Consider the following 21,829-nt stretch of genomic DNA (forward strand, 5'->3'; position numbering starts at 1 on the left):
CTCAAGAAATTATGAAGAAAATAGTTGTTCTTTTAGTTGTACTGTTGGGCTGTATGCCGGTAACGGCTTTTGCGCAGAAGCAATTCTTTTTTAAGGATGGCAGGTTTGTAGTAGCACAGTTTACAGATTTGCACTGGATGCCGGGTTCTGCAAAGTGTGCCGAAACGGCAGCTACTATCCGTGCTGTCCTGGCAGCCGAACATCCGGACATTGCTATACTGAGTGGGGATGTGGTGACCGATGACCCTGCTATGGATGGATGGAAAAGTGTAGTGGATATTTTCAATGAAGCCAAGATGCCTTTTGTGGTGATGATGGGAAACCATGATGCAGAATACTTGACGCGCAATGAAATCTATGATTTCCTCTTGAAGTCTCCCTACTATGTGGGGGCAAAAGGCCCTGAAGATATTATGGGATGTGGTAATTGTGTGATTTCTATTTATAGTCCGGAGAAGAAGGACCAGGTAGAGGCATTGCTCTATTGCATGGATTCCAACGACTATCAGCCTAATAAAATCTATGGTGCTTACGACTGGATTCATTTCGACCAAATAGAATGGTACAGAAAGCAAAGTAAACACTTTGCAGAGAAGAACGGTGGTAATCCCGTTCCTGCTTTGGCCTTTTTCCATATTCCGCTGATTGAATACAACGAAATCAGAGGTGACGGGAAAACTTATGGCAATGACAAAGAAGGTGGAGTTGCCTCTGCTAATATCAATTCTGGTATGTTTGCTTCCTTCCTTGACATGAGGGATGTAATGGGAGTATTTGTAGGACATGACCATGATAACGATTTTATAGGAATAGATAAAGGTATTGCATTGGGATACGGACGGGTGACCGGTGCGGATGCGTATGGAGAGTTGACGAGAGGAGCCCGTATCATTGAACTGTACGAAGACCAATTCAAATTTGACACATGGATTTCCACTCCTTCGGGAAGGGAGGCTGCCTACTATTACCCTTCAGGTCTGAATTCGGATGAGGAGCAGAGTATGGCTTATTTGCCGGCTACGGGAACTTCTCCCAAGAAGCAGGGCGTGGCATATACCTATTATGAAGGCAAATGTAAACGTGTTGCCGATATTGCCGCCTGCAATAAAGTGAAGGAAGGGGTGATGAAGAACTTCTCGATTGAAGAAGTAGCCGTCCCTGATCATTTTGCTTATGATTTCCGTACGTTGGTGAAAATTCCAGAAAGGGGAGTATACCGTTTCTATACTTTTTCCGATGATGGTTCTAAACTATACATAGACGGTAAATTGATTGTTGATAACGACGGTGGACACAGCGGACGCCGTGCCGAAGGGAAAGTCGCTCTCGAAGCAGGGTACCACGAGTTGCATCTGCTGTATTTCGAAGATTACATGGGCCAGGAATTGGAAGTCGGGTATTCGGGACGGAATGTTCTGGAAACCGTGTTACCTGATACCATGTTGTTTGTACCGGATTAAATCAGCGCTGGTAACTCTTTGTCTGGTACTCTTTCCGATATTCATTGGGAGAGACTTTCTTCAAAGCTTTGAATTGGCGGGACAAGTTCTTCAGGTTATTTATTCCGACTTGTTCCGCCACATCTGCAATCGGAGCATCACTGGCCAACAGCAATTGGGCAAAGCGTTCCATCCTAAGGTTGAAGATATATTTGTGGATGGACTGCTGGGTGACTTGCTTGAAACGAATCTCCAATAAACGGCGTGATAATGGTACTTGTTTCACTATATCCGATACAGTGATATCAGCCGCTATATTCTGATGGATATATTTCAGAGCGGTTTGGATATGGGCATCGGTGGTAGAATAGAAGTCGGTCGAAAGCCGGTTGATTATATTAACTGGTTGGAGCACTACGTCCTGATAAGTGGCCTCCTCATCATTCAATAGATGTTCTATGAGGGCAGCTGCCTCAAATCCGCCTCTTACAATGTTTTGGCTGATACTGGATAGGGGAGGGTCTGAAAGATTGCATATAATCTCATCATTGTCGACTCCTAATATTGCTATCTTGTCGGGCACTCTGATGTTGTTGACTTTACAGATTTCCGTAATGCGGTTACCTTGATTGTCATCGCAAGCCATGAGTGCCGTAGGTTGTGGCAATGACTTTAACCAGTTGAGCAGGGGCGGTGCTTCATAAAACCATAAGTCATCAAGGGATTGGTCCTGATAAGAATAGAAATTGTTTCCAAACCCTTGGGCTGCTATACATTCATAGAAACCCTCGCAACGTTCTTGTGACCATACCGTATCGCGATAACCATAGAATGCGAAGTTCTGAAAGCCTTTACTCAGAAAAAACTCTGCTGCCATTCTGCCGGTCTTGCGGTAATCGCCGGTGATGTTTGGAATATTGCTGAACCTTGATTTATAATCCTGGGCCAATGCGATAATTCCGTTTTCACGGAATAGCTCCACGTTGTCATCATTGTCAAATCTGCCGATGATTGCATCTGCATGCCATGTCTTTGCCCATTTCAAGACTCCTTCTATACCATGACTGTTTTTGTAGGAGGGTGGCATACGGCATACTACCCATGGCTCATGGCTTTTGGAATAGGCCAATACCCCCTTTAGCAGATTGTACGAAAAGGACTCTGTAAAATCGGTCAATAATATCAATCGAATCATAGCAGTTGACTAAATGTAACTGATTGTTACTTATACAAATGTTAGCTTAATTGACAAATATAGGATTTTATTTCTTTTTCTTCAAATCTTTTCCCTCATATTTGCAGATTGCTTCAATCCATTTTTCTTCCAGTGGCTTGGACTCGTGTTTGGCGAGGTCGAAGGCTACCATGACGGAGGTACATACGCATTTTACTTCTTGGGTTTCCGTATCAATGACCCGTTGGGCGAGGTGGAAGCTTTTGGTTCCTATCTCAGTGACGGCAGTTTGCACGGCGATATGGTCCGAACCATAAATCTGTGCGAGGAAGTTTGCTTCAATATGGACGACAACGATACCATCCTTTTCCCAATCTACATCCGGGCATACGGAAGCGAAATATTCCGTTTTTCCTAAATCATAAAAAGAGAAGTAAACAGTGTTGTTTACATGGCCGAATTTGTCGACGTCATTGAAGCGTAGTTGTATGGGCAGGGTGTGGTTAAATTGAATTTCTTCCATTGTTTTCTCTTAAACTTTGTTTATAATCGCTGCAAAAATACTATTTTTGCGTGTTAATCCGTGAACTTATATATCAAGAAATGATAGAAGACATCAAAAAAGCCTGCCAGGTAATGAGCGAGGGCGGGGTAATTCTGTATCCGACAGATACGATTTGGGGTATAGGTTGTGACGCTACCAATGAAGAAGCGGTGCGCCGTGTATATGAAATCAAGCAACGCTCTGACAGTAAGGCGATGCTGGTATTGGTAGATTCTCCGGTAAAGGTGGATTTCTATGTGCAGGATGTTCCGGAGGTTGCCTGGGATTTGATAGAACTGGCTGACAAGCCCCTTACCATAATTTATTCCGGAGCGCGTAATCTGGCTCCTAACTTGCTTGCCGAAGATGGTAGTGTAGGTATCCGTGTCACCAGTGAGGCATTTTCAAAACGGCTTTGTCAGCAGTTCCGCAAGGCGATAGTCTCTACTTCTGCCAATGTCAGCGGGCAACCGTCTCCCGGTAACTTCAGTGAAATAAGTGAAGACATCAAGTCTGCGGTGGATTATATAGTAGGATACCGCCAGGAGGAAACGGGACGCCCGAAACCGTCCAGTATCATCAAGTTGGGCAAGGGCGGAGTCATTAAGATTATTCGCGAATAAAAGGAAAAATGGCAGAGGACAAGAGGAGTTTGTTGCAGCGCTTCATCATATGGCGCGAAAAGAATATCAAGGAAAAGCGGTTCATACTGATTCTCAGTTTTCTTGTAGGTATCTTTACGGCATTCGCCGCACTGATACTGAAAGTCATCATACACTGGATACAGAACTTCCTGACGGATAATTTCAATGCGACGGAAGCCAACTACCTTTATCTGGTCTATCCGGTAGTGGGTATCTTCCTGACCGGATTGTTTGTCCGCTACGTGGTGAAGGACGACATCAGTCATGGTGTTACCAAAATCCTATACGCCATCTCGCGGCGGCAGGGACGCATCAAACGGCATAACACTTGGTCGTCCATCATAGCCAGTTCCATTACCATCGGTTTCGGTGGTTCGGTCGGGGCAGAGGCGCCTATTGTGCTGACGGGTTCGGCTATCGGTTCCAATCTGGGAACCATCTTCAAGATGGAGCATCGTACGCTGATGCTATTGGTGGGATGTGGTGCTGCCGGTGCGGTTGCAGGCATTTTCAAGGCGCCGATTGCCGGTCTGGTATTTACGCTGGAGGTACTGATGATAGATTTGACAATGTCCTCCTTGTTGCCGTTGCTGATATCTGCGGTGACGGCTGCAACTGTTTCCTATATCGTGACGGGTACGGATGCCATGTTCAAATTCCATCTGGACCAAGCTTTCGAACTGGAGCGTATTCCGTATGTCATTATGCTGGGTATCTTCTGCGGATTGGTTTCCCTTTATTTTACCCGGGCCATGAACTCTGTGGAAGGCGTGTTCGGAAGGTTGAGAACTCCCTATAAGAAACTGATAATGGGCGGTGCCATGCTGAGTATCCTGATATTCCTTTTCCCACCGTTGTATGGCGAAGGTTACGATACGATAGAATTGTTGCTGAATGGGATGAGCAATGCCGAATGGGACACGGTGATGAATAATTCCTTCTTCTACGGGCACGGCAATCTGTTGCTGATATACCTCATACTGATTATTCTGTTCAAGGTCTTTGCCTCGAGTGCCACGAATGGCGGGGGCGGTTGCGGCGGTATCTTCGCACCTTCGTTGTATCTGGGTTGTATTGCCGGTTTTGTCTTTTCACATTTCAGCAATGAAATAGAGATGACGGCTTATCTGCCCGAGAAGAACTTTGCCTTGATGGGAATGGCGGGGGTCATGAGTGGGGTCATGCACGCTCCGCTGACCGGCGTGTTCCTCATAGCCGAGCTTACGGGAGGATACGACCTGTTTCTGCCACTGATGATTGTTTCCGTCAGTTCTTATCTTACCATCATCATGTTCGAGCCTCATAGTATCTATTCCATGCGTTTGGCCAAGAAAGGAGAACTGTTGACGCACCATAAGGACAAGGCCATCCTTACCCTGATGAAGATGGAGAATGTGGTGGAAAAGGATTTTGTGACCGTGCATCCCGAAATGGATTTGGGCGAACTGGTAAAGGCCATTTCTGCCTCGCATCGCAATGTCTTTCCCGTGACGGATAAGGAAGGGGTGCTGATTGGCATTGTCTTGTTGGACGATATCCGGAACATTATGTTCCGCCAGGAGTTATATCATCGCTTTACGGTGGGAAAACTGATGACTTCGGCTCCGGCACGTCTGTATGATACGGACAGTATGGAGCGGGTGATGCGTACCTTTGATGATACGAAGGCGTGGAATCTGCCGGTGGTGGATGCGGAAAACAAATACTTGGGCTTCGTGTCCAAGTCGAAGATATTCAACTCGTACCGTGAAGTATTGGTACATTTTTCGGAAGACTGAGGACTTTTTGGTATTTACTATTTTACTATTTACAAGTTACTATTTGCCGTTCGGGGTGATGGGGCATTGTAAATCGCAAAGAAGATGCTTCGTACATTGTAAATGGTAAATTGTAAATGGGCAAATGAGCTGCCTCGCAAATGGTACATTGTAAATGGTAAACTGTAAATGAAATGGTGGAAAAGAAGAATTTGAGGATTGTATATATGGGTACTCCCGACTTTGCGGTGGAGGCTCTTCGTTGCCTGGTAGAAGGAGGCTACAATGTGGTGGGTGTCATTACGATGCCCGACAAGCCTGCCGGACGGGGACATAAACTCCAGTTTTCTCCGGTGAAGCAGTATGCACTGGAACATAATCTTCCGCTTCTTCAGCCGGAGAAGCTGAAGGATGAGGCTTTTGTGGAGGCGTTGCGTGCATGGAAGGCCGATTTGCAGATAGTCGTTGCTTTCCGCATGTTGCCGGAGGTGGTATGGAACATGCCGCGATTGGGCACCTTCAACCTGCATGCTTCCCTGCTTCCGCAGTATCGCGGCGCAGCCCCCATCAACTGGGCGGTGATTAATGGTGATACGGAAACGGGCATCACCACTTTCTTCCTGAAACATGAGATTGACACCGGTGAGGTTATCCAGCAGGTACGGGTACCCATTGCCGATACGGACAACGTGGGTATCGTCCACGACAAACTGATGCTGTTGGGCGGTCGCCTGGTGGTAGAAACCGTAGATGCCATTCTTGCCGGTACAGTGAAAAGTATTCCTCAAGAAGAAATGGCCGTCGTGGGTGAACTGCGTCCGGCACCGAAAATCTTCAAAGATACTTGTCGTATTGACTGGAACCGCCCGGTGAAGCGTATTTACGATTTTATACGCGGTCTTTCTCCCTATCCTGCCGCTTGGACGGAGCTGGTCCAACCCGGTGGAGAATCTGTTGTGGTAAAAATCTTCGAGACGGAGAAAATAGGGGAATCCCATCAACTGACTCCCGGAACCTTGCAGACAGACGGGAAGACCTATATCCGCGTTGCTGCCGAAGATGGCTTTGTCGGCATCTGCTCCCTCCAGCTTCCGGGCAAGAAGAGACTGAAAACGGATGAACTGTTGCGCGGCTTCCGGTTGACGGAAGGATACGTGATGAAATAACTGATTGTCATTCAGTGACTTCCTACTGCAAAACTACTGCACTCGTTTTGCAGCGTCACTGCAAACCACTTTGCAGTGTTGCTGCAACTAATATGCAGTGTGACTGCAACTGCTTTGCAGTAGCACTGCAACACGTTTGCAGTGACGCTGCAAAAGGTATGCAGTAAGTTTGCAGTGAGAGTTTTGACTTCCAATGTTAGGCTGAATTAAATCTTTTCTCTATATTTGTACATAACAAAGTTCGTAAACTTTAGAACATAACATTATGAAACCAATCATATCCCCTTCTATTCTCTCTGCCGATTTTGGTTATCTGGCACGAGACATTGAAATGATTAACGAAAGTGAGGCGGAGTGGGTACATATCGACATCATGGACGGTGTGTTTGTCCCTAATATTTCTTTCGGATTCCCGGTACTGAAGTATGTGGCAAAACTGTCGCAGAAGCCTTTGGATGTGCATCTGATGATTGTACAGCCGGAGAAGTTTATTCCGGAGGTGAAGGCTCTGGGAGCACATGTCATGAATGTGCATTACGAGGCTTGTCCGCATCTGCACCGCGTGGTGCAGCAAATTCGCGAAGCAGGGATGCAGCCGGCAGTAACGATTAATCCGGCAACTCCCGTGTCCTTGTTGAAGGATATTATTAATGATGTATACATGGTGCTGATAATGAGCGTAAATCCCGGCTTCGGCGGACAAAAGTTCATAGAGCATTCTCTTGATAAAGTGCGCGAATTGCGTGAATTGATTACGGTTACCGGTTCGCAGGCCTTGATAGAAGTGGACGGTGGCGTAAACTTGGAAACCGGTTCGCGTCTGGTAGAGGCTGGAGCAGATGTACTGGTGGCAGGCAATGCCGTTTTCTCGGCTCCCGACCCGAAAGAGGCCATCCGTGCATTAAGGAATCTGTAATCCGTCTTCTGGATTGATAATCGACAGCTGGCAACGGCATCCTTTCCTTCGACTGTTGATGCCGTTGGTAGTTGGTATTTTGTGTGGAGATGCGTTTCCACATGTGCTTTCTGCATGGGAGTATGTGGCAGGTTTTCTGCTTTTTCTTTTTATTATAGGTAGATACAAGCATACCGGATGGGTGTATGGAGCGGCGGTATACCTTTTCTTGGGTGGTACGGGGTTCTGCTTGATGAGTTGGCAGCAGGGAAAGACGGTATTTCCCTTTTCGGGCAAACCTGCTGTTTATAGGGTTTGTATCCGTGAGCATCCAGAAGAGAGGGAGCGCAGCATATTGTGCAGGGTTGCCCTGCTGGGAGAGGTGGAGCAGGATACAGTTACGGGTTGTCCCCGGAATCATCTTTTTCTGGCTTATTTCCCGAAAGATTCTGCTACGGTCACTTTGTGCCGTGGTGATGAGTTGCTGGTATCTACCCGGCTTGCTCCTCCGGCGAACAATGGTAATCCCGACGAGTTTGACTATGCTCGCTACCTGAGGCGGAAAGGTTATAGCGGCACGGCCTACGTGGCTGACGGACATTGGCGGAAGACGGGGCATGATGCCTCCCGCACTGTCAGCCAGGTGGCACTGGATTATAGGGAGAAAGTGATTGGCTTATACCGGAGTTTGGGTTTTGAAACTGATGAATTGGCGGTACTTGCTGCGTTGACAGTGGGGGATAAAGAGGAACTGAGTGATGATATTGTGGAGACCTACTCCGTCTCGGGAGCCAGCCATGTACTGGCACTTTCGGGATTGCATATAGGGTTTCTGTATGCTTTGCTCTTGTTTGTGCTTCGTCCTTTGTGGAGGCGATGGCGGCGGTTGAAACCTTTGTTGCTTTTGCTTCTGGTCCTTTTCTTGGTGAGTTTTGCTTTTTTCACGGGATTGTCTTCCTCGGTGGTGCGGTCGGTCATCATGTTCTCTTTGTTGGCGTTTGCCGGTTTGCAGCCGGAAAAGCCGCTGACTCTGAATACGCTGGCGGCAACTGCTTTCCTGATGCTGCTGTGCAAGCCGGTCTGGTTGTTTGATGTCGGTTTTCAGTTGTCATTCTCGGCGGTTGCAGCTATTGTACTTGTACAGCCTAAGTTATATGCCCTTTGGAAGGTTGACAATCGTTTCCTGCGATATTTGTGGGGACTTATGACAGTGTCTGTGGCGGCTCAGCTGGGTACGGCCCCTTTGGTCATTTTCTATTTCTCCCGTTTTTCCACTCATTTTCTGTTGACTAATCTTTGGGTAATTCCCATGGTGTCGCTCGTTCTGTATTCTGCTGTCTTTCTGTTGATGCTTACGCCGCTGCCTTTTGTACAACATCTGTTTGCAAGGGTAGTAGAGGCATTGGTACATGTCCAGAATGAAGTGCTCCGCTGGATAGAGCGTCTTCCCGGCGCTGCTGTCGATGATATTTGGTTGGATATATGGGGTGTTCTGCTCGTCTATCTGTTCTTGGGGATGGCATATTATGGCTTTCTACGCCTTACGGTACGTAGAGTCTGCTTTGCGTTGCTGGCATTGTTGGCAGTGGTTTCCTGGCATTCCCTTTCCATCATGTCCAATGCTTCCCGGCAGGGGATTGCTTTTTATAGCGTGAGAGGCTGTCCCGTTGTCCATTGTATGGCAGACAACCGTCATTCTTGGTTGGCATGTGCCGATAGCTTGCCGGATATGCCGTGTTTGTGCCGTGCCCTTTCTCCGCATTGGAACCGCCTGCGTCTGGAGACTCCCCGACTGGTTGCCGGAGATTATACCACTTCCGGCTTATCCATGCGCAACCAGATTGTCTCTTACGCCGGTAAGCGCATCTGTCTTCTTTCCGACAACCGTTGGAGAAACAAGAGCTCTTCCCATCCCCTTTCAGTTGATTATCTGTATGTCTCCAAGGGGTATCAAGGTGGGATAGAGGAACTTACTTCGCTCTTTTCCATGGGCATGGTGGTGCTTGACGCTTCTCTTTCAGACTATTATCAGAATAAGATTGCCAATGATTGCGTTCGCTTAGGTATTCCCTATCTTCTTCTTTCTCAAAAAGGTTCTTACCGCATATTGTTATAAATCACAAACTTTTCGTACTTTTGCCCCTTCAATTTGTTATAAACGCCAAATAGTAAATAGTCAATCGTCAAATAGTAAATAAAAATATGTTGACCAAAGTAATAGAACAATCCAAGATAGACCATTTCACCAAATGGTTTGACCGTGCAGACAAGATAGTAATCGTTTCGCATGTGGGTCCCGACGGGGACGCCATCGGCTCTTCTCTGGGCTTGTGGCACTTCTTCAGCTCGCAGGGAAAGACGGCGAATGTTATTGTGCCGAACGCCTTTCCCGACTTCTTGAAATGGATGCCCGGGAGCAAGGACGTCCTTCTGTACGACCGCTACAAGGAGTTCGCTGACAAGCTGATTGCCGAGGCGGATGTCATTTGTTGTCTGGACTTTAATGCTATCCATCGTATAGATGCCATGGGTGACGCTGTTCTTGCATCCCCGGCAAGAAAAATACTGATAGACCATCATCTCCATCCGGAGGATTTCTGCAAGATTATCATTTCCCATCCGGAGATATCTTCCACTTCGGAACTGGTTTTCCGCCTGATTTGCCGTATGGGCTATTTCAGTGACATTTCAAGGGAAGGAGCGGAGTGCATCTATACGGGTATGATGACGGATACCGGCGGGTTCACCTATAATTCCAATAACCGGGAAATCTATTTCATCATCAGCGAACTGTTGTCGAAAGGTATTGACAAGGACGAGATTTACCGCAAGGTGTTCAATACTTATTCAGAAAGCCGTTTGCGCCTAATGGGATATGTCTTGTCACAAATGAAGGTCTATCCGGACTATCATGCAGCCTTAATTTCTCTGACTAAAGCCGAACAAAGCCAGTTCGACTATGTGCGTGGAGATAGTGAGGGGTTTGTGAACATTCCTTTAAGCATCAAAGGGGTGATTTTCTCTTGCTTCCTGCGTGAAGATACGGAGAAGCCGATGATAAAGATTTCTTTACGTTCGGTCGGTACATTCCCCTGCAATCAGCTGGCTGCCGAGTTCTTTGGCGGCGGCGGTCATTTGAATGCTTCCGGCGGTGAATTTTATGGAACGATGGATGAGGCCCGCAAGGTCTTTGAGCAGGCTTTGGAGAAATACAAACCGCTGCTGAATGCCAAAGGATAAAAAAAGTTCAGTTGTAAAGGTTAAAAGTTACGAACTTTCTATCCGCAGCTTTCAACTTTCAAGGAAATCAGATACTTTTGTACGAAATTACTAAATAACAGAAATGAAGAAACTTACTTTATTCTTTTTTGCCTTACTTGCAGTTTGTTTAGCCTTCCAGGCATGCGATAATTCTAAAACTTATGCCGAAATGCTTGAGGAAGAAAAAGATGCCATCAAAGCATTTATCAAAGATAGTAGCATTGTCGTTATTTCTCAAAGTGAATTCTATGCGCAAGATTCGACAACGGATGTAAGCAGGAATGAGTATGTGCAGCTGGCAAGCGGGGTGTATATGCAGATTGTGGATAAAGGTTCGACGAATCCTGCAGATACAGTTAAACCGAATGATTTGATTTTGGTGCGCTTTGAAGAACAAGGGTTGATAGCTGTTGGAGGGGTGAAATCGTATATAACCAATATGAATAGTCCGACTGTTGTGGATGAGTTTAGATATTCTGTTACTTCTTCGTCTATTGCCGGACTTTTCACTCAAGGCTATATGCTTATATATCATGGTTCGTCTGTACCTGCTGGCTGGCTGGTTGCGTTGAATTATATTCGTAACGGAGCACATGTGAAGCTGATTGTTCCTTCCAAGATGGGACAGTCGGATGCTATGCGGGACGTTCATCCTTATTATTACGATTTACATAAACTCCAAATTTGGAACTAACCGATAAATTTTAAATCATTAACCTATGACTCTAATCAAATCTATTTCTGGAATCCGCGGAACAATTGGCGGTAGTGCTGGCGAGGGATTGAATCCGCTCGACATTGTGAAGTTCACTTCAGCTTATGCTACCCTGATTCGTAAGACGTGTACTGTAAAAAGTAACAAAATCGTGGTAGGGCGTGATGCCCGCATCTCTGGCGAGATGGTCAAGAACGTAGTAGTCGGTACCTTGATGGGTATGGGCTGGGATGTAGTGGATATTGATTTGGCTTCTACTCCGACTACCGAGCTGGCTGTAACCATGGAAGGTGCCAGTGGAGGTATTATTCTGACTGCCTCACATAATCCCAAGCAGTGGAATGCGTTGAAACTGCTGAATGAAAAGGGTGAATTTCTGAACGCTGCCGAAGGCCAGGAAGTACTCCGCATTGCCGCCGCCGAAGAATTCGACTATGCCGAAGTGGACCAACTTGGCTCGTACCGTCAGGATTTAAGCTACAACCAGAAACACATCGACAGCGTATTGGCACTTGACCTCGTAGATGTGGCAGCTATCCGAAAGGCAAACTTCCGTGTAGCCATCGATTGTGTAAACTCTGTAGGTGGTATTATTCTGCCGCAACTACTTGAACAACTTGGCGTTCAGCACGTAGAGAAGCTCTATTGCGAACCGACCGGTAACTTCCAGCATAATCCCGAGCCTTTGGAAAAGAACTTGGGTGACATCATGAACCTGATGAAAGGGGGGAAGGCAGATGTTGCATTTGTTGTAGACCCTGATGTAGACCGCCTGGCAATGATTTGCGAAGACGGCAAGATGTACGGTGAAGAATATACACTGGTTACTGTTGCCGACTACGTATTGAAACATACTCCGGGCAATACGGTATCCAATTTGAGTTCGACCCGTGCCTTGCGCGATGTAACTCGCAAGTATGGGCAAGAATATTACGCTTCTGCCGTAGGTGAAGTGAATGTAACTACCAAAATGAAGGAAGTAGGTGCCGTTATCGGTGGCGAAGGAAACGGTGGGGTAATTTATCCGGCCAGCCACTATGGACGTGATGCCTTGGTAGGTATTGCCTTGTTCTTGAGCCATCTGGCACACGAAGGTAAGAAGGTGAGCGAACTCCGTGCATCCTATCCTGCATACTTCATGGCAAAGAATCGTGTAGACTTGACTCCTGAAACAGATGTAGATGCTATTCTTGCCAAGGTGAAGGAGCTGTATAAGAATGAAGAAATCAATGATATAGACGGTGTGAAGATTGACTTCCCCGACAAATGGGTTCATCTGCGTAAGAGCAATACGGAACCGATTATCCGTGTCTATAGTGAGGCTGCCACACCGGAGGCTGCCGAGGAAATCGGCCAGCAGATTATGAAGGTGATTGAAGACCTGGCTAAATAAGGCCGAACGAAATGTTATAATGAATGTCCCACTTTCCCGTGAAAGAGAAGTGGGACTTTTTTTAAACCTTCCCATGAACTCCTCCATCAAACTACTACTATGAATGGTATTTTAGATTCTATAGGCTCAGCAATAACCACTGTCAGTGACTTTGTCTGCGGGTATCCCTTATTTATCCTTCTGATAGGGGGAGGACTTTTCTTGTTCTTTTATTCCGGAGCTGTGTCCCTCTGCCGCATCGGATATTCGATAAAGGCCTTGCGCTATAAATCGGAAGTGGCGGGCGAAGGACAAATCAGTTCTTTCCAGGCCTTGATGAGCGCCATAGCGTCAACAGTGGGTATGGGGAATATTGCGGGGGTGGCTATCGCTATTACAGTAGGAGGTCCCGGAGCCATTTTCTGGATGTGGGTAAGTGCCGTTGTGGGTATGTCCACCAAATTCTTTGAAGGGGCTCTTGCCATTATGTACAAAGGACACGATTCTGCCGGAGAACCGCAAGGGGGGACGATGTATATCATTCTTCATGGGTTGGGCGAACGCTGGAAACCGTTTGCTTATTTCTTTGCGGTGGTGGGGTTGATAGGTACGTTGTGTGTAATGCAAGCCAATCAGTTGGTCGAGTCTGTCACTACGGTATTTACTACTCCGGCAGGAATAGAGAATACACTCGGTCTGCGTTTTGTGATGGGTATTGTCATTAGCCTGGTGGTAGGGGCGGTCATTATCGGTGGCATCCGGCGCATTTCGGTTATCTCGGCTAAAATAGTGCCGGTGATGGTTACTTGCTATATGCTGCTTGTCTTCGTTATTCTTTGTTTGAATTTTGATAAGTTGCCGGGAGTGTTGGCTTCCATTTTCCAGTCTGCCTTCAGCCTGGAAGCCGGTATCGGTGGAATTTTGGGAACTGCACTGACTGGTGCCCGCCGTGCTGCCTACGTCAATGAAGCAGGTGTAGGTACGGCCTCTATGATGCATGGCGCCTCCCGTAATGACAATCCCATTCGTGAGGGGCTGGTAGCCATGATTGGACCGGCCATCGACTCGGGGCTTGTTTGTACATTGACGGCCTTCCCTATTCTTATAGCTGGAAACTATGCGTCGGAAGGAGGCATAAAAGGCCTTTATATTGCTTTGAATTCTTTTGAGCAGCTCCTTCCCGGCTATGGGCATTATCTGTTGATGGTGATGGTCTTTTTCTTTGCCTTTTCTACCATGTTCTCTTATTCGTATTATGGACTGAAGTGCACCAACTTCTTGTTTGGTGCGGAGAATGCCAAGTATTATAACTACTTCTATTTGGTGATGATTGTTGTGGCTGCCATGATTCCGTTGGGAGCAGTGGTTGCCATCATGGATTTGGCTTTTGCCTTGATGGCATTGCCTACGATGACGTCACTGCTGTTACTTGCTCCACGGGTCAGGAGAAAGATGAAGGAATATTTTGCGAACTGATAGAAAGCAGCTTCCACTACAAGTTGATGACCTTTCCTATCTCTCCTTCAAAATTCGGGGTGAATACACCTTTGCCGATATTTGCCTTGATTTCATCGGGGCTCCAAAAACGTCCTCCGTCCAGCTCGTCACTGGGATGTATTTCACCGTCGTAGACAGTTTTGTGTACGAAGACCAGTTCCTTTTCGCGGGCAGACTCGAAGACGTAATGCATGACGGTTTCGGGAATAAAGTCGGTAATGCCGAGCTCTTCGCGTACTTCGCGTTTTAGCGCCATCTCTACACTTTCACCTAAATCGACGTGTCCGCCTACGGAGGTGTCCCACTTCCCCGGTTGTATGTCTTTCCATTCGGGACGTTTCTGTAGATACAACTCACCTTTGGAATTGAATACATGAAGATGGATTACCGGATGAAGCAGTTTGCTACCGTTATGGCATTCGCCACGGGTGGCGGCACCTGTGATGTTGCCTTGTTCGTCGACAAGGGGGAACATCTCTTGATTGTTATCGTGGTTCATTGTGCTTAGGGTATTAATAATGATGAATCTCCATAGCTCAGGAAGCGGAAATCATGTGCCAGTGCATAGTTGTAAATCTTCGGCCAATCACCGTGTACGAAAGCTGATACGAGCAGCAGCAAGGTACTTTGCGGTTGGTGGAAATTAGTCACCATAGCCTTCACGATTTTGTATTCATATCCCGGAGCGATAATGATTTGAGTGCTGGTATGCAGAGCCTCCATGCTATGTCTGTCCAGGTAGGCAGCAATGGCTTGCAGGGCTTCTACTGCAGAGGTGGCGGTGGCCTTGGCAGACATTTCATAAGGTTGCCATTGGTGGACGTGCAAGTCTTCCTCTGTGGCTTCTGGATTATTCAGTAAAGTGACTCCGATGTGATAAAGGCTTTCCAATGTGCGCACTGAAGTTGTTCCTACGGCCACTGCCTTGCCGCCGTGTACTATGAGTTTTTCCAATGTGTTGCGCGAGACAGAGATGTATTCCGTATGCATTTCGTGCCCTTCTATTTCTTCACTTTTCACCGGTTTGAAGGTTCCGGCTCCCACATGGAGTGTCAGCTCTTCCAATTCTACTCCTTTATTGCGCAATGCGTCCAATACGCGTGGGGTGAAATGCAGTCCCGCTGTAGGGGCAGCCACCGAACCTTTGATTTTGGAGTAGACAGTCTGGTAAGTCTCCTTGTCACTTTCCTGGGTCTCCCGGTTCAAGTAGGGGGGGATGGGCAATTCACCGAAGACCTCGAGAATGTCGGCAAAAGTCACTTCCGGATTATTCCAGCGGAAGTTTATCCAATGGCTGGTTCCGTGGCATTCACCCCGTTCGGCGGTCAGGGTGAGTGACTTGCCTTTCACGGTCATCTCACGTCTCAGCATGCCTTCCTTCCATTTTTTCAGGTTGCCGACCATGCAGAGCCAGGCGGCATGCTCGGTTTGCTGGAAGTTGAGGGCGTAGTCGTTCGGCTGTATGGGTTCCAGGCAGAATACTTCAATCAGTGCTCCCGTTTCTTTCCGGAAATGCAGGCGTGCTTGGATGACTTTGGTATTGTTGAATATCATCAGGCTTCCCGATGGCAGATACTCCGGCAGTGAAGTGAATCTGTCTTCTGAAACTTCTCCGTGGCGATACAATAACAGTTTGGACTGGTCACGTACGGACAATGGGAACTTTGCAATGCGTTCGTCCGGCAACGGGTAGTTGAATTCGCTGATTCTGATATGTCTGGGGTCTTCTTTCATGATGGCTTTCTCTTTATTATATCGGCTGCAAAGGTACGGATATTTGGGAAGATTTGAAGAATAAGGGAAATAATTCCTAACTTTGCAGGAAGAAAGTAGGAAAAGACAAACTAAAAGATAAGTTACTATGAAGATAGGAGATAAAGTTCGTTTCCTCAGCGAAGTTGGGGGCGGTGTTGTGACAGGATTTCAAGGGAAAAACATCGTGTTGGTGGAAGATGCCGACGGTTTTGACATACCGATGCCCATAAACGAATGTGTGGTGATAGAGACCGATGATTATAATATCCCCACTCCGGCAGCCAAAGCGGCTGCCAAGAAGAAGCGGGAAGAAGAGCAACAATTGCGCACGGCCGCTACTGCGGCAAGGCCGTCTGCTATGGAGTCTCAGGTTTCGGAGCCTCAATCGGTCCGTTTGGAGAAACCGCAGATATCTGTTTATCGTCAGCCCGAGATGAAAGGCGGAGATATCCTGAATGTTTTTCTGGCTTTTGTTCCGGAGGATATCAAGGCTGTCAGCACTACACCTTTCGAGACATATTTGGTGAACGATAGTAATTATTATATGTATTATACCTATTCGAGTGCCGAAGGAAAGTCCTGGACAGCCCGTTCGCATGGTTTGATAGAGCCGAATACGAAACTTCTGCTGGAGGAGTTCGAAAAGTCCGAGTTGAACGACCGTGAACGTGTGATGGTACAGCTGGTGGCATTCAAAGATAACCGTGCGTTCACAATGAAACCGGCTGTCAGTGTGGAAGTCCGCATAGATATGGTAAAATTCTATAAACTGCATACATTCCAGCAGACGGTTTTCTTTGAAACACCGGCTTTGGTGTATGATATTGTCCGGAATGACCAGCCTGCCAAGCAGGTGTATGTTTCGGCAGAGGAACTGAAGGAGGCTTTAATACAGAAAAAAACGGCAGATACTCCGTCCAAACCGCAGACGGTTATCAAGCGTGGCGGTAAGAATGGGATTGTCGAGATTGACCTGCATATCGGCGAGTTGCTGGATGACACCTGCGGTATGAGCAACAGCGAAATATTGAATTATCAGTTGGATAAGTTTCGTGAAGTGATGGAACAATACAAGAAAAAGCGCGAACAACGCATCGTCTTTATTCACGGCAAGGGAGATGGAGTGCTGCGTAAAGCCTTGCTGGACGAGCTGAAACGTAAATATCCTGACTGCCGCCATCAGGATGCTTCGTTCCAGGAGTATGGATTTGGGGCGACGATGGTGACGATTAAATAAAATCAAGTATTTGAATAGTGAATAGGGCAGTTCAAACGTTGGAATGCCCTATTCATTATTTATAGTCTGACATTGACTCTTGTATTTTTTCTTATGTGTATTTCTTGAGTGGAAGGATTGGACTGCATCATTTCTGATTCTATTTGCTGGATTGCTCTTTTGGCTTTATGTACAAACCTGCCTTTGGGATATTTTCGCAAATATTCTTCGTAATCTGCTACTGACTGGCAACTATAGAAGAGGCGTTCTTCATTTTCTCTTCTGACTTCTCTTATATCAGTAATGGGAAGTTCTGGCTGTGAAGAAGATTGTGGATGCGGGTGGACAATCTGTTTTTTAGGTTCCTCTTGGAACTGTTCAAGTTTTGCAGTATCCGTTTTTACCGAGTCCATAACGATGTTTTCTTCTCTATTTATTGGGGAGATTGGATTTACCTTGTTTCCCAAAAATTGTTTTATAAAGTTTGCATGAGATGAGGAGGGGTATTCTTTTAGAAAATCTCTGTAGTCTTCTTCTGTACGGCATGCAGCGTACTTGCGCTCTTCTTCAAGGTGTCTAAAGTATATGGAACCTCCTTTGACAAGCAATAGAATCAATACTATACCAAGGCCGGTCCATCCTGCTATGCGTTTATGCATGTTCGAAGGACAGAACTTTTCTTTAAGGCGTGGTGATGTTGTTTTAGGAAAAAGTGGAGCAATAGGCTTCAGCTGTACTGAAGGAGAGTCTGTCTTTGTTTGTTTTAGTATGGAGCAAGCAAACTCATAGGCTTGTTGGGCTGTGGGTCGGTCCCAAGTGTTGAGGGCAAGGCATGCGTGAACAAACTGGGACAATTGGGAAGAATATTTCTCATCTAATGCTGGAATATGTGCACCATTCAGTTGGACACAACCTCCCATACCTTCCCATAATACAAGACCAGTGGATAATTCATAAACACTCATCCCTAAAGACCATATATCGCTGGTAGCCACAATCAGTGGTTTCTCTGCAAAACGTTCTGGTCCCATATAGGCGAGTGTTCCGGAACTTTCTACTTTGTTGATACTTTTACGAAAAGTATGCTCCAGTTTACGGCTGATGCCAAAATCTGAGATGATGAATTTGTCATCATCCCCTATCAAAATATTATCGGGTTTTATATCTTGATGAATGATAGGAGGATTCTGATTATGAAGAAACATCAATCCGCATGATACATCGCGTATGAAGCGCCAGATTTGCTTTTCAGACATTTTGCCTTTCAAGCTCGCTGAGGACCCTTTGGGACAGTAAGGCATTACCAAAAAAGGGCACTGTCCAAAAACATCAAAATGATTAAGGTGCAGTAGATTGGGATGGTGTAATTTGTAGGCAAGTTTGAATTCTTCCCGGAAATCTTTTATGCCGTTGTCATCCAACAGTCCGTACAACTTTATGGCAACGTCTACATCTGCCAATATATTTCGGGCAAGCCAGACTTCACCAAAGCTTCCGACTCCTAATAGTTTCTTCAGCTGATAGTGTTCAGCAAATATATCACCATTTTTCAGTTGCATAGTTTCACAATAGTAATCAATCTGTTAGGGTAGTGTTAGTAGTGTCTGTCTCTGTAACCAGAACCGTATCTGCCTGATATAGTATCGTTTTCCATTTTGCATATTGCTGTGGATTTCTATATAAATAGAAGCCTGCCGCTAAAGCCAGTACCAGGAGTAACAGAAGAATTTTCCGGATTTTGTGGTGGTTGGGTTTGCTGAACACTGTATTGTTCAACTTTGCTTTGGGCTCGGTATCCTGTAGCATGATGTGGCATAGCACAATCGTAATATTGTCATATCCACCTGCTTCAAGAGCAGCTTCTATCAACCTATCCTTGCATGTCATTAAATCATCCTGGTTCTCTTCTATAATTTGCATTATCTCTTCGTCGTGGCATAAACCACATAACCCATCACTACATAGTAGGAGAGTATCGCCATCCTTTAAATTATAGGAACGGAAATCGGGATTGGAACGATTGGTCGGGTCTCCCAAACAGCGGGTAATGATATTACTGTAAGGATGGTCAAACGCATTTTCAGGATCTAGTTTTCCCTGATCTACTAAATCTTGTACATAGGAATGGTCTTTAGATAAACGGCAAAAACCTGAATTGCCATTGAATACATAACAACGACTGTCGCCACACCAACAGATATAGGCTTTATCGTTCAATATCCAAGCAATGACAATAGTAGTACCCATTCCCTGGGTACTACTATCTTCTTTACTTGCATTGACAATATTTAAATCAGCGGTTTTGACAGTTCTACCCAGAAATTCTTCAACGGCTTCTTCTGAGGTAACAATGCCTTCCTGCGTAATAATATCTCCTAAATTCTCGGGGGTGAATGCATTTTGCACCGTCTCAATGGCTATGGCAGAAGCAACTTCTCCGGCATTGGTGCCGCCCATTCCGTCGGCCACTACCAATATGCTGCCATACCGTCCTAAAGAAATGGGTTCTATCGATTGGGGGATAATCCACTCTGATTGGCATAAATCACGATTGACAACAAAATTGTCTTCGTTGTTTTTCCTGACTAAACCAACATTGGTACCTGCCGCTAATTTAATGCTTATCTCGGACATGTTTAATTTTAATGTATTAAATTTCTGATTGGTACTAAACGATCCTTACCCTCTATGCTTCCTACCATGAAACCCACTACTTTGTAAGAACCATTTTCTAGAAGGAATGCTGGAGAACCATAATAACCGGGCTCTGCCACACGATTCTGTAATATGGTAGTCTCATATTTTGTGTCGGCTATATTGGTATGGTCATTGAAATGAGCCGGAGTAAGATTATGAATATCAGCATAACCTGCATAGCCCACCATTTGAACTTCTGTACCTCCACTCATGTTGTCTGCGGCGGTAATGTCGTAAGGCAATCCCTCACCATAAACGCCTTTTCCTCTAATGTATGCCCAACTGTTGGCAGCAGGGGTAACAATGCTGACACTGATATATTTCCTACGTGTATAGGTCAATTTTATCCCATGTTCCCTTAGTTGTACCCTGATGGATTTATCTACTTCTATTTCGGTCACTTGTACATCATTTCGTCCGTCTTTGGCAAAATCGCTACTGGTAAATGTCAGAGGCTTTCCAGTTCCTTTGGTACTGTATGCACGGTAATGGATAATGATATTACATCCTGCTCCTTTGTATACAGCCAATAGTTTACGCCATGGGTCTTTCCACTCTGTGTTGGAGTATATCCATGGCTCGACATTCTGCCTGTCTGTTACAAACATTCCGTTTGATAGCATGAAGCCAGTTCCGCAGATTATATCTGAAACTTGTATGCCCGGATCAAACTTTGTTCCATTATATTCGATTTCAATACGGTCGACTTTAATTGTATAGATATAATCATAATAATCTTTCAAATCTCCTGAAGCATTACTGTCTTGTTCATCTGCTATATCAGGGTCTTCATAATATTGGTCTTTGGAGAGTCTGGTGCCTTCTTGTATATTTGCGTTAATGGCATTGCTTGAATTCTCAATGCTTTTAGTGCTTATGCTGTTTGAGAGATTGTCCAAGTCTGATTTGACCTTATAGAAACTTGCATTGACATTCTTTAATTGACTATTAACGTTGTCCAACTGTGTTTTTAAGGCCTCTGCATTACCGTCACTGTTTCGTAATTTGGTCTCTAACTCCCGTTGCTGTGCTTCTAGAGATGCTCTTTCGGTCCCCAGTGAATCCAATTGGTTTTGGTATCCTTTCAGTTGAAGTTCTTGTTCTTCTGTCTTCTGTGCCAACAAATCATTTTTTACACCTAAACTGTAGTTCCAGGCAGCCAATCCTGCCACCGCCAGTACGAAAACAATTCCCATGATTGTTAATGCGGTCTTGTAGGGGCGTAAGGCTTGTTTGCGGAAAAGGCTCATTCTCTCAGTCAATCCAATGCTGGAAGTTAATGCTTGGCGACCTTGTGGAACAATGAATCCCAAGCGTGGTCCGCCAACGGATAATTGTATTTCATCTCCTGTTTGTAAATAGTAGGACCCATTTATAGGATGTCCGTTGACCAATGTCGGATTGGAGTGTGAAAGGTGGATAAGTTTCCAGTTTTCACCGTCGCGTACAATTGCAGCATGTTTGCGGCTAACTGTTTCGAAACTTTCATCAAAGCGTACTTGGCAGGAAGCGTCTCTACCTAATTCTACTTGGTCGACAATGATTTTTTGGGATTCTCCCGCTTGATGATACTTTGAAGAGGTCTTGTGCTCCAAAATAAAGTAAGTTCTACCGGAAGCACCCATTAATGCCCCCATACCAGCCCCTACTGAGCCGGCTAAGGTACGTTTGTAATTTTGTGTATCCATACTACTTGA

Annotated in this window: 18 protein-coding genes; 11 read left to right on the top strand and 7 right to left on the bottom strand. The window is 45.8% G+C overall.

The features are described from left to right. The first annotated feature begins 11 nt into the window (after nt 1-11). Nucleotides 12-1,460, top strand: coding sequence for a PA14 domain-containing protein (locus DW947_RS04735; RefSeq protein ID WP_005830044.1), 1,449 nt, complete (start codon nt 12-14; stop codon nt 1,458-1,460). 1 nt (nt 1,461) lies between these two features. Here the strand turns inward: DW947_RS04735 and DW947_RS04740 are convergent, their stop codons facing one another. Together DW947_RS04740 and DW947_RS04745 are read right to left on the bottom strand one after the other, a co-directional pair. Further along, nucleotides 1,462-2,634, bottom strand: coding sequence for a xylose operon transcription regulator XylR (locus tag DW947_RS04740; protein ID WP_005830046.1), 1,173 nt, complete (start codon nt 2,632-2,634; stop codon nt 1,462-1,464). 67 nt (nt 2,635-2,701) lie between these two features. Further along, nucleotides 2,702-3,136, bottom strand: a complete 435-nt coding sequence (locus DW947_RS04745; RefSeq protein ID WP_005830048.1) for an acyl-CoA thioesterase — start codon at nt 3,134-3,136, stop codon at nt 2,702-2,704. A gap of 80 nt (nt 3,137-3,216) precedes the next feature. Here DW947_RS04745 and DW947_RS04750 point away from each other — a divergent pair, with 80 nt between their 5' ends. From DW947_RS04750 to DW947_RS04790, 9 genes are all read left to right on the top strand, one after another. Continuing rightward, nucleotides 3,217-3,780 (top strand): L-threonylcarbamoyladenylate synthase, encoded by a 564-nt coding sequence (locus DW947_RS04750; protein WP_005830050.1) that lies wholly within the window; start codon nt 3,217-3,219, stop codon nt 3,778-3,780. An 8-nt stretch (nt 3,781-3,788) separates the two neighbouring features. Further along, nucleotides 3,789-5,579, top strand: a complete 1,791-nt coding sequence (locus tag DW947_RS04755; protein ID WP_005830052.1) for a chloride channel protein — start codon at nt 3,789-3,791, stop codon at nt 5,577-5,579. 173 nt (nt 5,580-5,752) lie between these two features. Beyond that, entirely contained in the window at nt 5,753-6,724 is a 972-nt protein-coding gene (gene fmt / locus DW947_RS04760) for a methionyl-tRNA formyltransferase (RefSeq protein ID WP_005830056.1), read from the top strand. A 265-nt stretch (nt 6,725-6,989) separates the two neighbouring features. After that, complete coding sequence (gene rpe, locus DW947_RS04765) at nt 6,990-7,640, top strand: ribulose-phosphate 3-epimerase (RefSeq protein ID WP_005830060.1); 651 nt, start codon at nt 6,990-6,992, stop codon at nt 7,638-7,640. Between the two features lie 58 nt (nt 7,641-7,698). Beyond that, nucleotides 7,699-9,735 carry a ComEC/Rec2 family competence protein gene (locus DW947_RS04770; RefSeq protein ID WP_005830062.1) on the top strand — a complete coding sequence of 679 codons (2,037 nt, stop codon included), beginning with the start codon at nt 7,699-7,701 and terminating at the stop codon, nt 9,733-9,735. Between the two features lie 86 nt (nt 9,736-9,821). Then, nucleotides 9,822-10,859 carry a DHH family phosphoesterase gene (locus DW947_RS04775; RefSeq protein ID WP_005830066.1) on the top strand — a complete coding sequence of 346 codons (1,038 nt, stop codon included), beginning with the start codon at nt 9,822-9,824 and terminating at the stop codon, nt 10,857-10,859. A 103-nt stretch (nt 10,860-10,962) separates the two neighbouring features. After that, nucleotides 10,963-11,574 (top strand): DUF4827 domain-containing protein, encoded by a 612-nt coding sequence (locus DW947_RS04780; protein ID WP_005830068.1) that lies wholly within the window; start codon nt 10,963-10,965, stop codon nt 11,572-11,574. 25 nt (nt 11,575-11,599) lie between these two features. Next, nucleotides 11,600-12,988 (top strand): phosphoglucosamine mutase, encoded by a 1,389-nt coding sequence (glmM, locus tag DW947_RS04785; protein ID WP_005830071.1) that lies wholly within the window; start codon nt 11,600-11,602, stop codon nt 12,986-12,988. 99 nt (nt 12,989-13,087) lie between these two features. Further along, nucleotides 13,088-14,443, top strand: a complete 1,356-nt coding sequence (locus tag DW947_RS04790) for an alanine/glycine:cation symporter family protein (protein WP_005830073.1) — start codon at nt 13,088-13,090, stop codon at nt 14,441-14,443. Between the two features lie 16 nt (nt 14,444-14,459). Here DW947_RS04790 and DW947_RS04795 read toward each other — a convergent pair whose 3' ends face one another. Both DW947_RS04795 and DW947_RS04800 read right to left on the bottom strand, forming a co-directional pair. Then, entirely contained in the window at nt 14,460-14,963 is a 504-nt protein-coding gene (locus DW947_RS04795; protein ID WP_005830075.1) for an NUDIX hydrolase, read from the bottom strand. A gap of 5 nt (nt 14,964-14,968) precedes the next feature. Then, the gene (locus DW947_RS04800) at nt 14,969-16,198 is read right to left on the bottom strand and encodes an S-adenosylmethionine:tRNA ribosyltransferase-isomerase (protein ID WP_005830078.1); all 1,230 of its coding nucleotides are present in this window, start codon (nt 16,196-16,198) and stop codon (nt 14,969-14,971) included. 127 nt (nt 16,199-16,325) lie between these two features. Here DW947_RS04800 and DW947_RS04805 point away from each other — a divergent pair, with 127 nt between their 5' ends. After that, nucleotides 16,326-17,456: a DUF2027 domain-containing protein gene (locus tag DW947_RS04805; protein ID WP_044467754.1), complete on the top strand. Its 1,131-nt coding sequence runs from the start codon at nt 16,326-16,328 to the stop codon at nt 17,454-17,456. A 59-nt stretch (nt 17,457-17,515) separates the two neighbouring features. Here the strand turns inward: DW947_RS04805 and DW947_RS04810 are convergent, their stop codons facing one another. From DW947_RS04810 to DW947_RS04820, 3 genes are read right to left on the bottom strand one after another with little or no spacing between them, the layout of a single operon-like run. After that, nucleotides 17,516-18,994: a serine/threonine-protein kinase gene (locus DW947_RS04810; RefSeq protein WP_016273069.1), complete on the bottom strand. Its 1,479-nt coding sequence runs from the start codon at nt 18,992-18,994 to the stop codon at nt 17,516-17,518. 16 nt (nt 18,995-19,010) lie between these two features. After that, a complete protein-coding gene (locus DW947_RS04815) occupies nt 19,011-20,069 on the bottom strand; it encodes a PP2C family protein-serine/threonine phosphatase (RefSeq protein ID WP_005833300.1) in 1,059 nt (352 codons plus the stop codon). Nucleotides 20,070-20,077: 8 nt separating this feature from the next. Further along, nucleotides 20,078-21,820 (bottom strand): FHA domain-containing protein, encoded by a 1,743-nt coding sequence (locus DW947_RS04820; protein WP_005830088.1) that lies wholly within the window; start codon nt 21,818-21,820, stop codon nt 20,078-20,080. Nucleotides 21,821-21,829: the final 9 nt, after the last annotated feature.

Source organism: Bacteroides sp. AM44-19, from assembly GCF_003603395.1.
In the GTDB taxonomy this organism is placed as follows: Bacteria; Bacteroidota; Bacteroidia; order Bacteroidales; family Bacteroidaceae; genus Bacteroides; species Bacteroides uniformis.

Coding starts and splice junctions, on each gene's coding strand:
- DW947_RS04735 (WP_005830044.1), top strand. CDS start 12: ATGAAGAAAATAGTTGTTCTTTTAGTTGTACTGTTGGGCTGTATGCCG.
- DW947_RS04740 (WP_005830046.1), bottom strand. CDS start 2,634: ATGATTCGATTGATATTATTGACCGATTTTACAGAGTCCTTTTCGTAC.
- DW947_RS04745 (WP_005830048.1), bottom strand. CDS start 3,136: ATGGAAGAAATTCAATTTAACCACACCCTGCCCATACAACTACGCTTC.
- DW947_RS04750 (WP_005830050.1), top strand. CDS start 3,217: ATGATAGAAGACATCAAAAAAGCCTGCCAGGTAATGAGCGAGGGCGGG.
- DW947_RS04755 (WP_005830052.1), top strand. CDS start 3,789: ATGGCAGAGGACAAGAGGAGTTTGTTGCAGCGCTTCATCATATGGCGC.
- fmt (WP_005830056.1), top strand. CDS start 5,753: ATGGTGGAAAAGAAGAATTTGAGGATTGTATATATGGGTACTCCCGAC.
- rpe (WP_005830060.1), top strand. CDS start 6,990: ATGAAACCAATCATATCCCCTTCTATTCTCTCTGCCGATTTTGGTTAT.
- DW947_RS04770 (WP_005830062.1), top strand. CDS start 7,699: ATGCCGTTGGTAGTTGGTATTTTGTGTGGAGATGCGTTTCCACATGTG.
- DW947_RS04775 (WP_005830066.1), top strand. CDS start 9,822: ATGTTGACCAAAGTAATAGAACAATCCAAGATAGACCATTTCACCAAA.
- DW947_RS04780 (WP_005830068.1), top strand. CDS start 10,963: ATGAAGAAACTTACTTTATTCTTTTTTGCCTTACTTGCAGTTTGTTTA.
- glmM (WP_005830071.1), top strand. CDS start 11,600: ATGACTCTAATCAAATCTATTTCTGGAATCCGCGGAACAATTGGCGGT.
- DW947_RS04790 (WP_005830073.1), top strand. CDS start 13,088: ATGAATGGTATTTTAGATTCTATAGGCTCAGCAATAACCACTGTCAGT.
- DW947_RS04795 (WP_005830075.1), bottom strand. CDS start 14,963: ATGAACCACGATAACAATCAAGAGATGTTCCCCCTTGTCGACGAACAA.
- DW947_RS04800 (WP_005830078.1), bottom strand. CDS start 16,198: ATGAAAGAAGACCCCAGACATATCAGAATCAGCGAATTCAACTACCCG.
- DW947_RS04805 (WP_044467754.1), top strand. CDS start 16,326: ATGAAGATAGGAGATAAAGTTCGTTTCCTCAGCGAAGTTGGGGGCGGT.
- DW947_RS04810 (WP_016273069.1), bottom strand. CDS start 18,994: ATGCAACTGAAAAATGGTGATATATTTGCTGAACACTATCAGCTGAAG.
- DW947_RS04815 (WP_005833300.1), bottom strand. CDS start 20,069: ATGTCCGAGATAAGCATTAAATTAGCGGCAGGTACCAATGTTGGTTTA.
- DW947_RS04820 (WP_005830088.1), bottom strand. CDS start 21,820: ATGGATACACAAAATTACAAACGTACCTTAGCCGGCTCAGTAGGGGCT.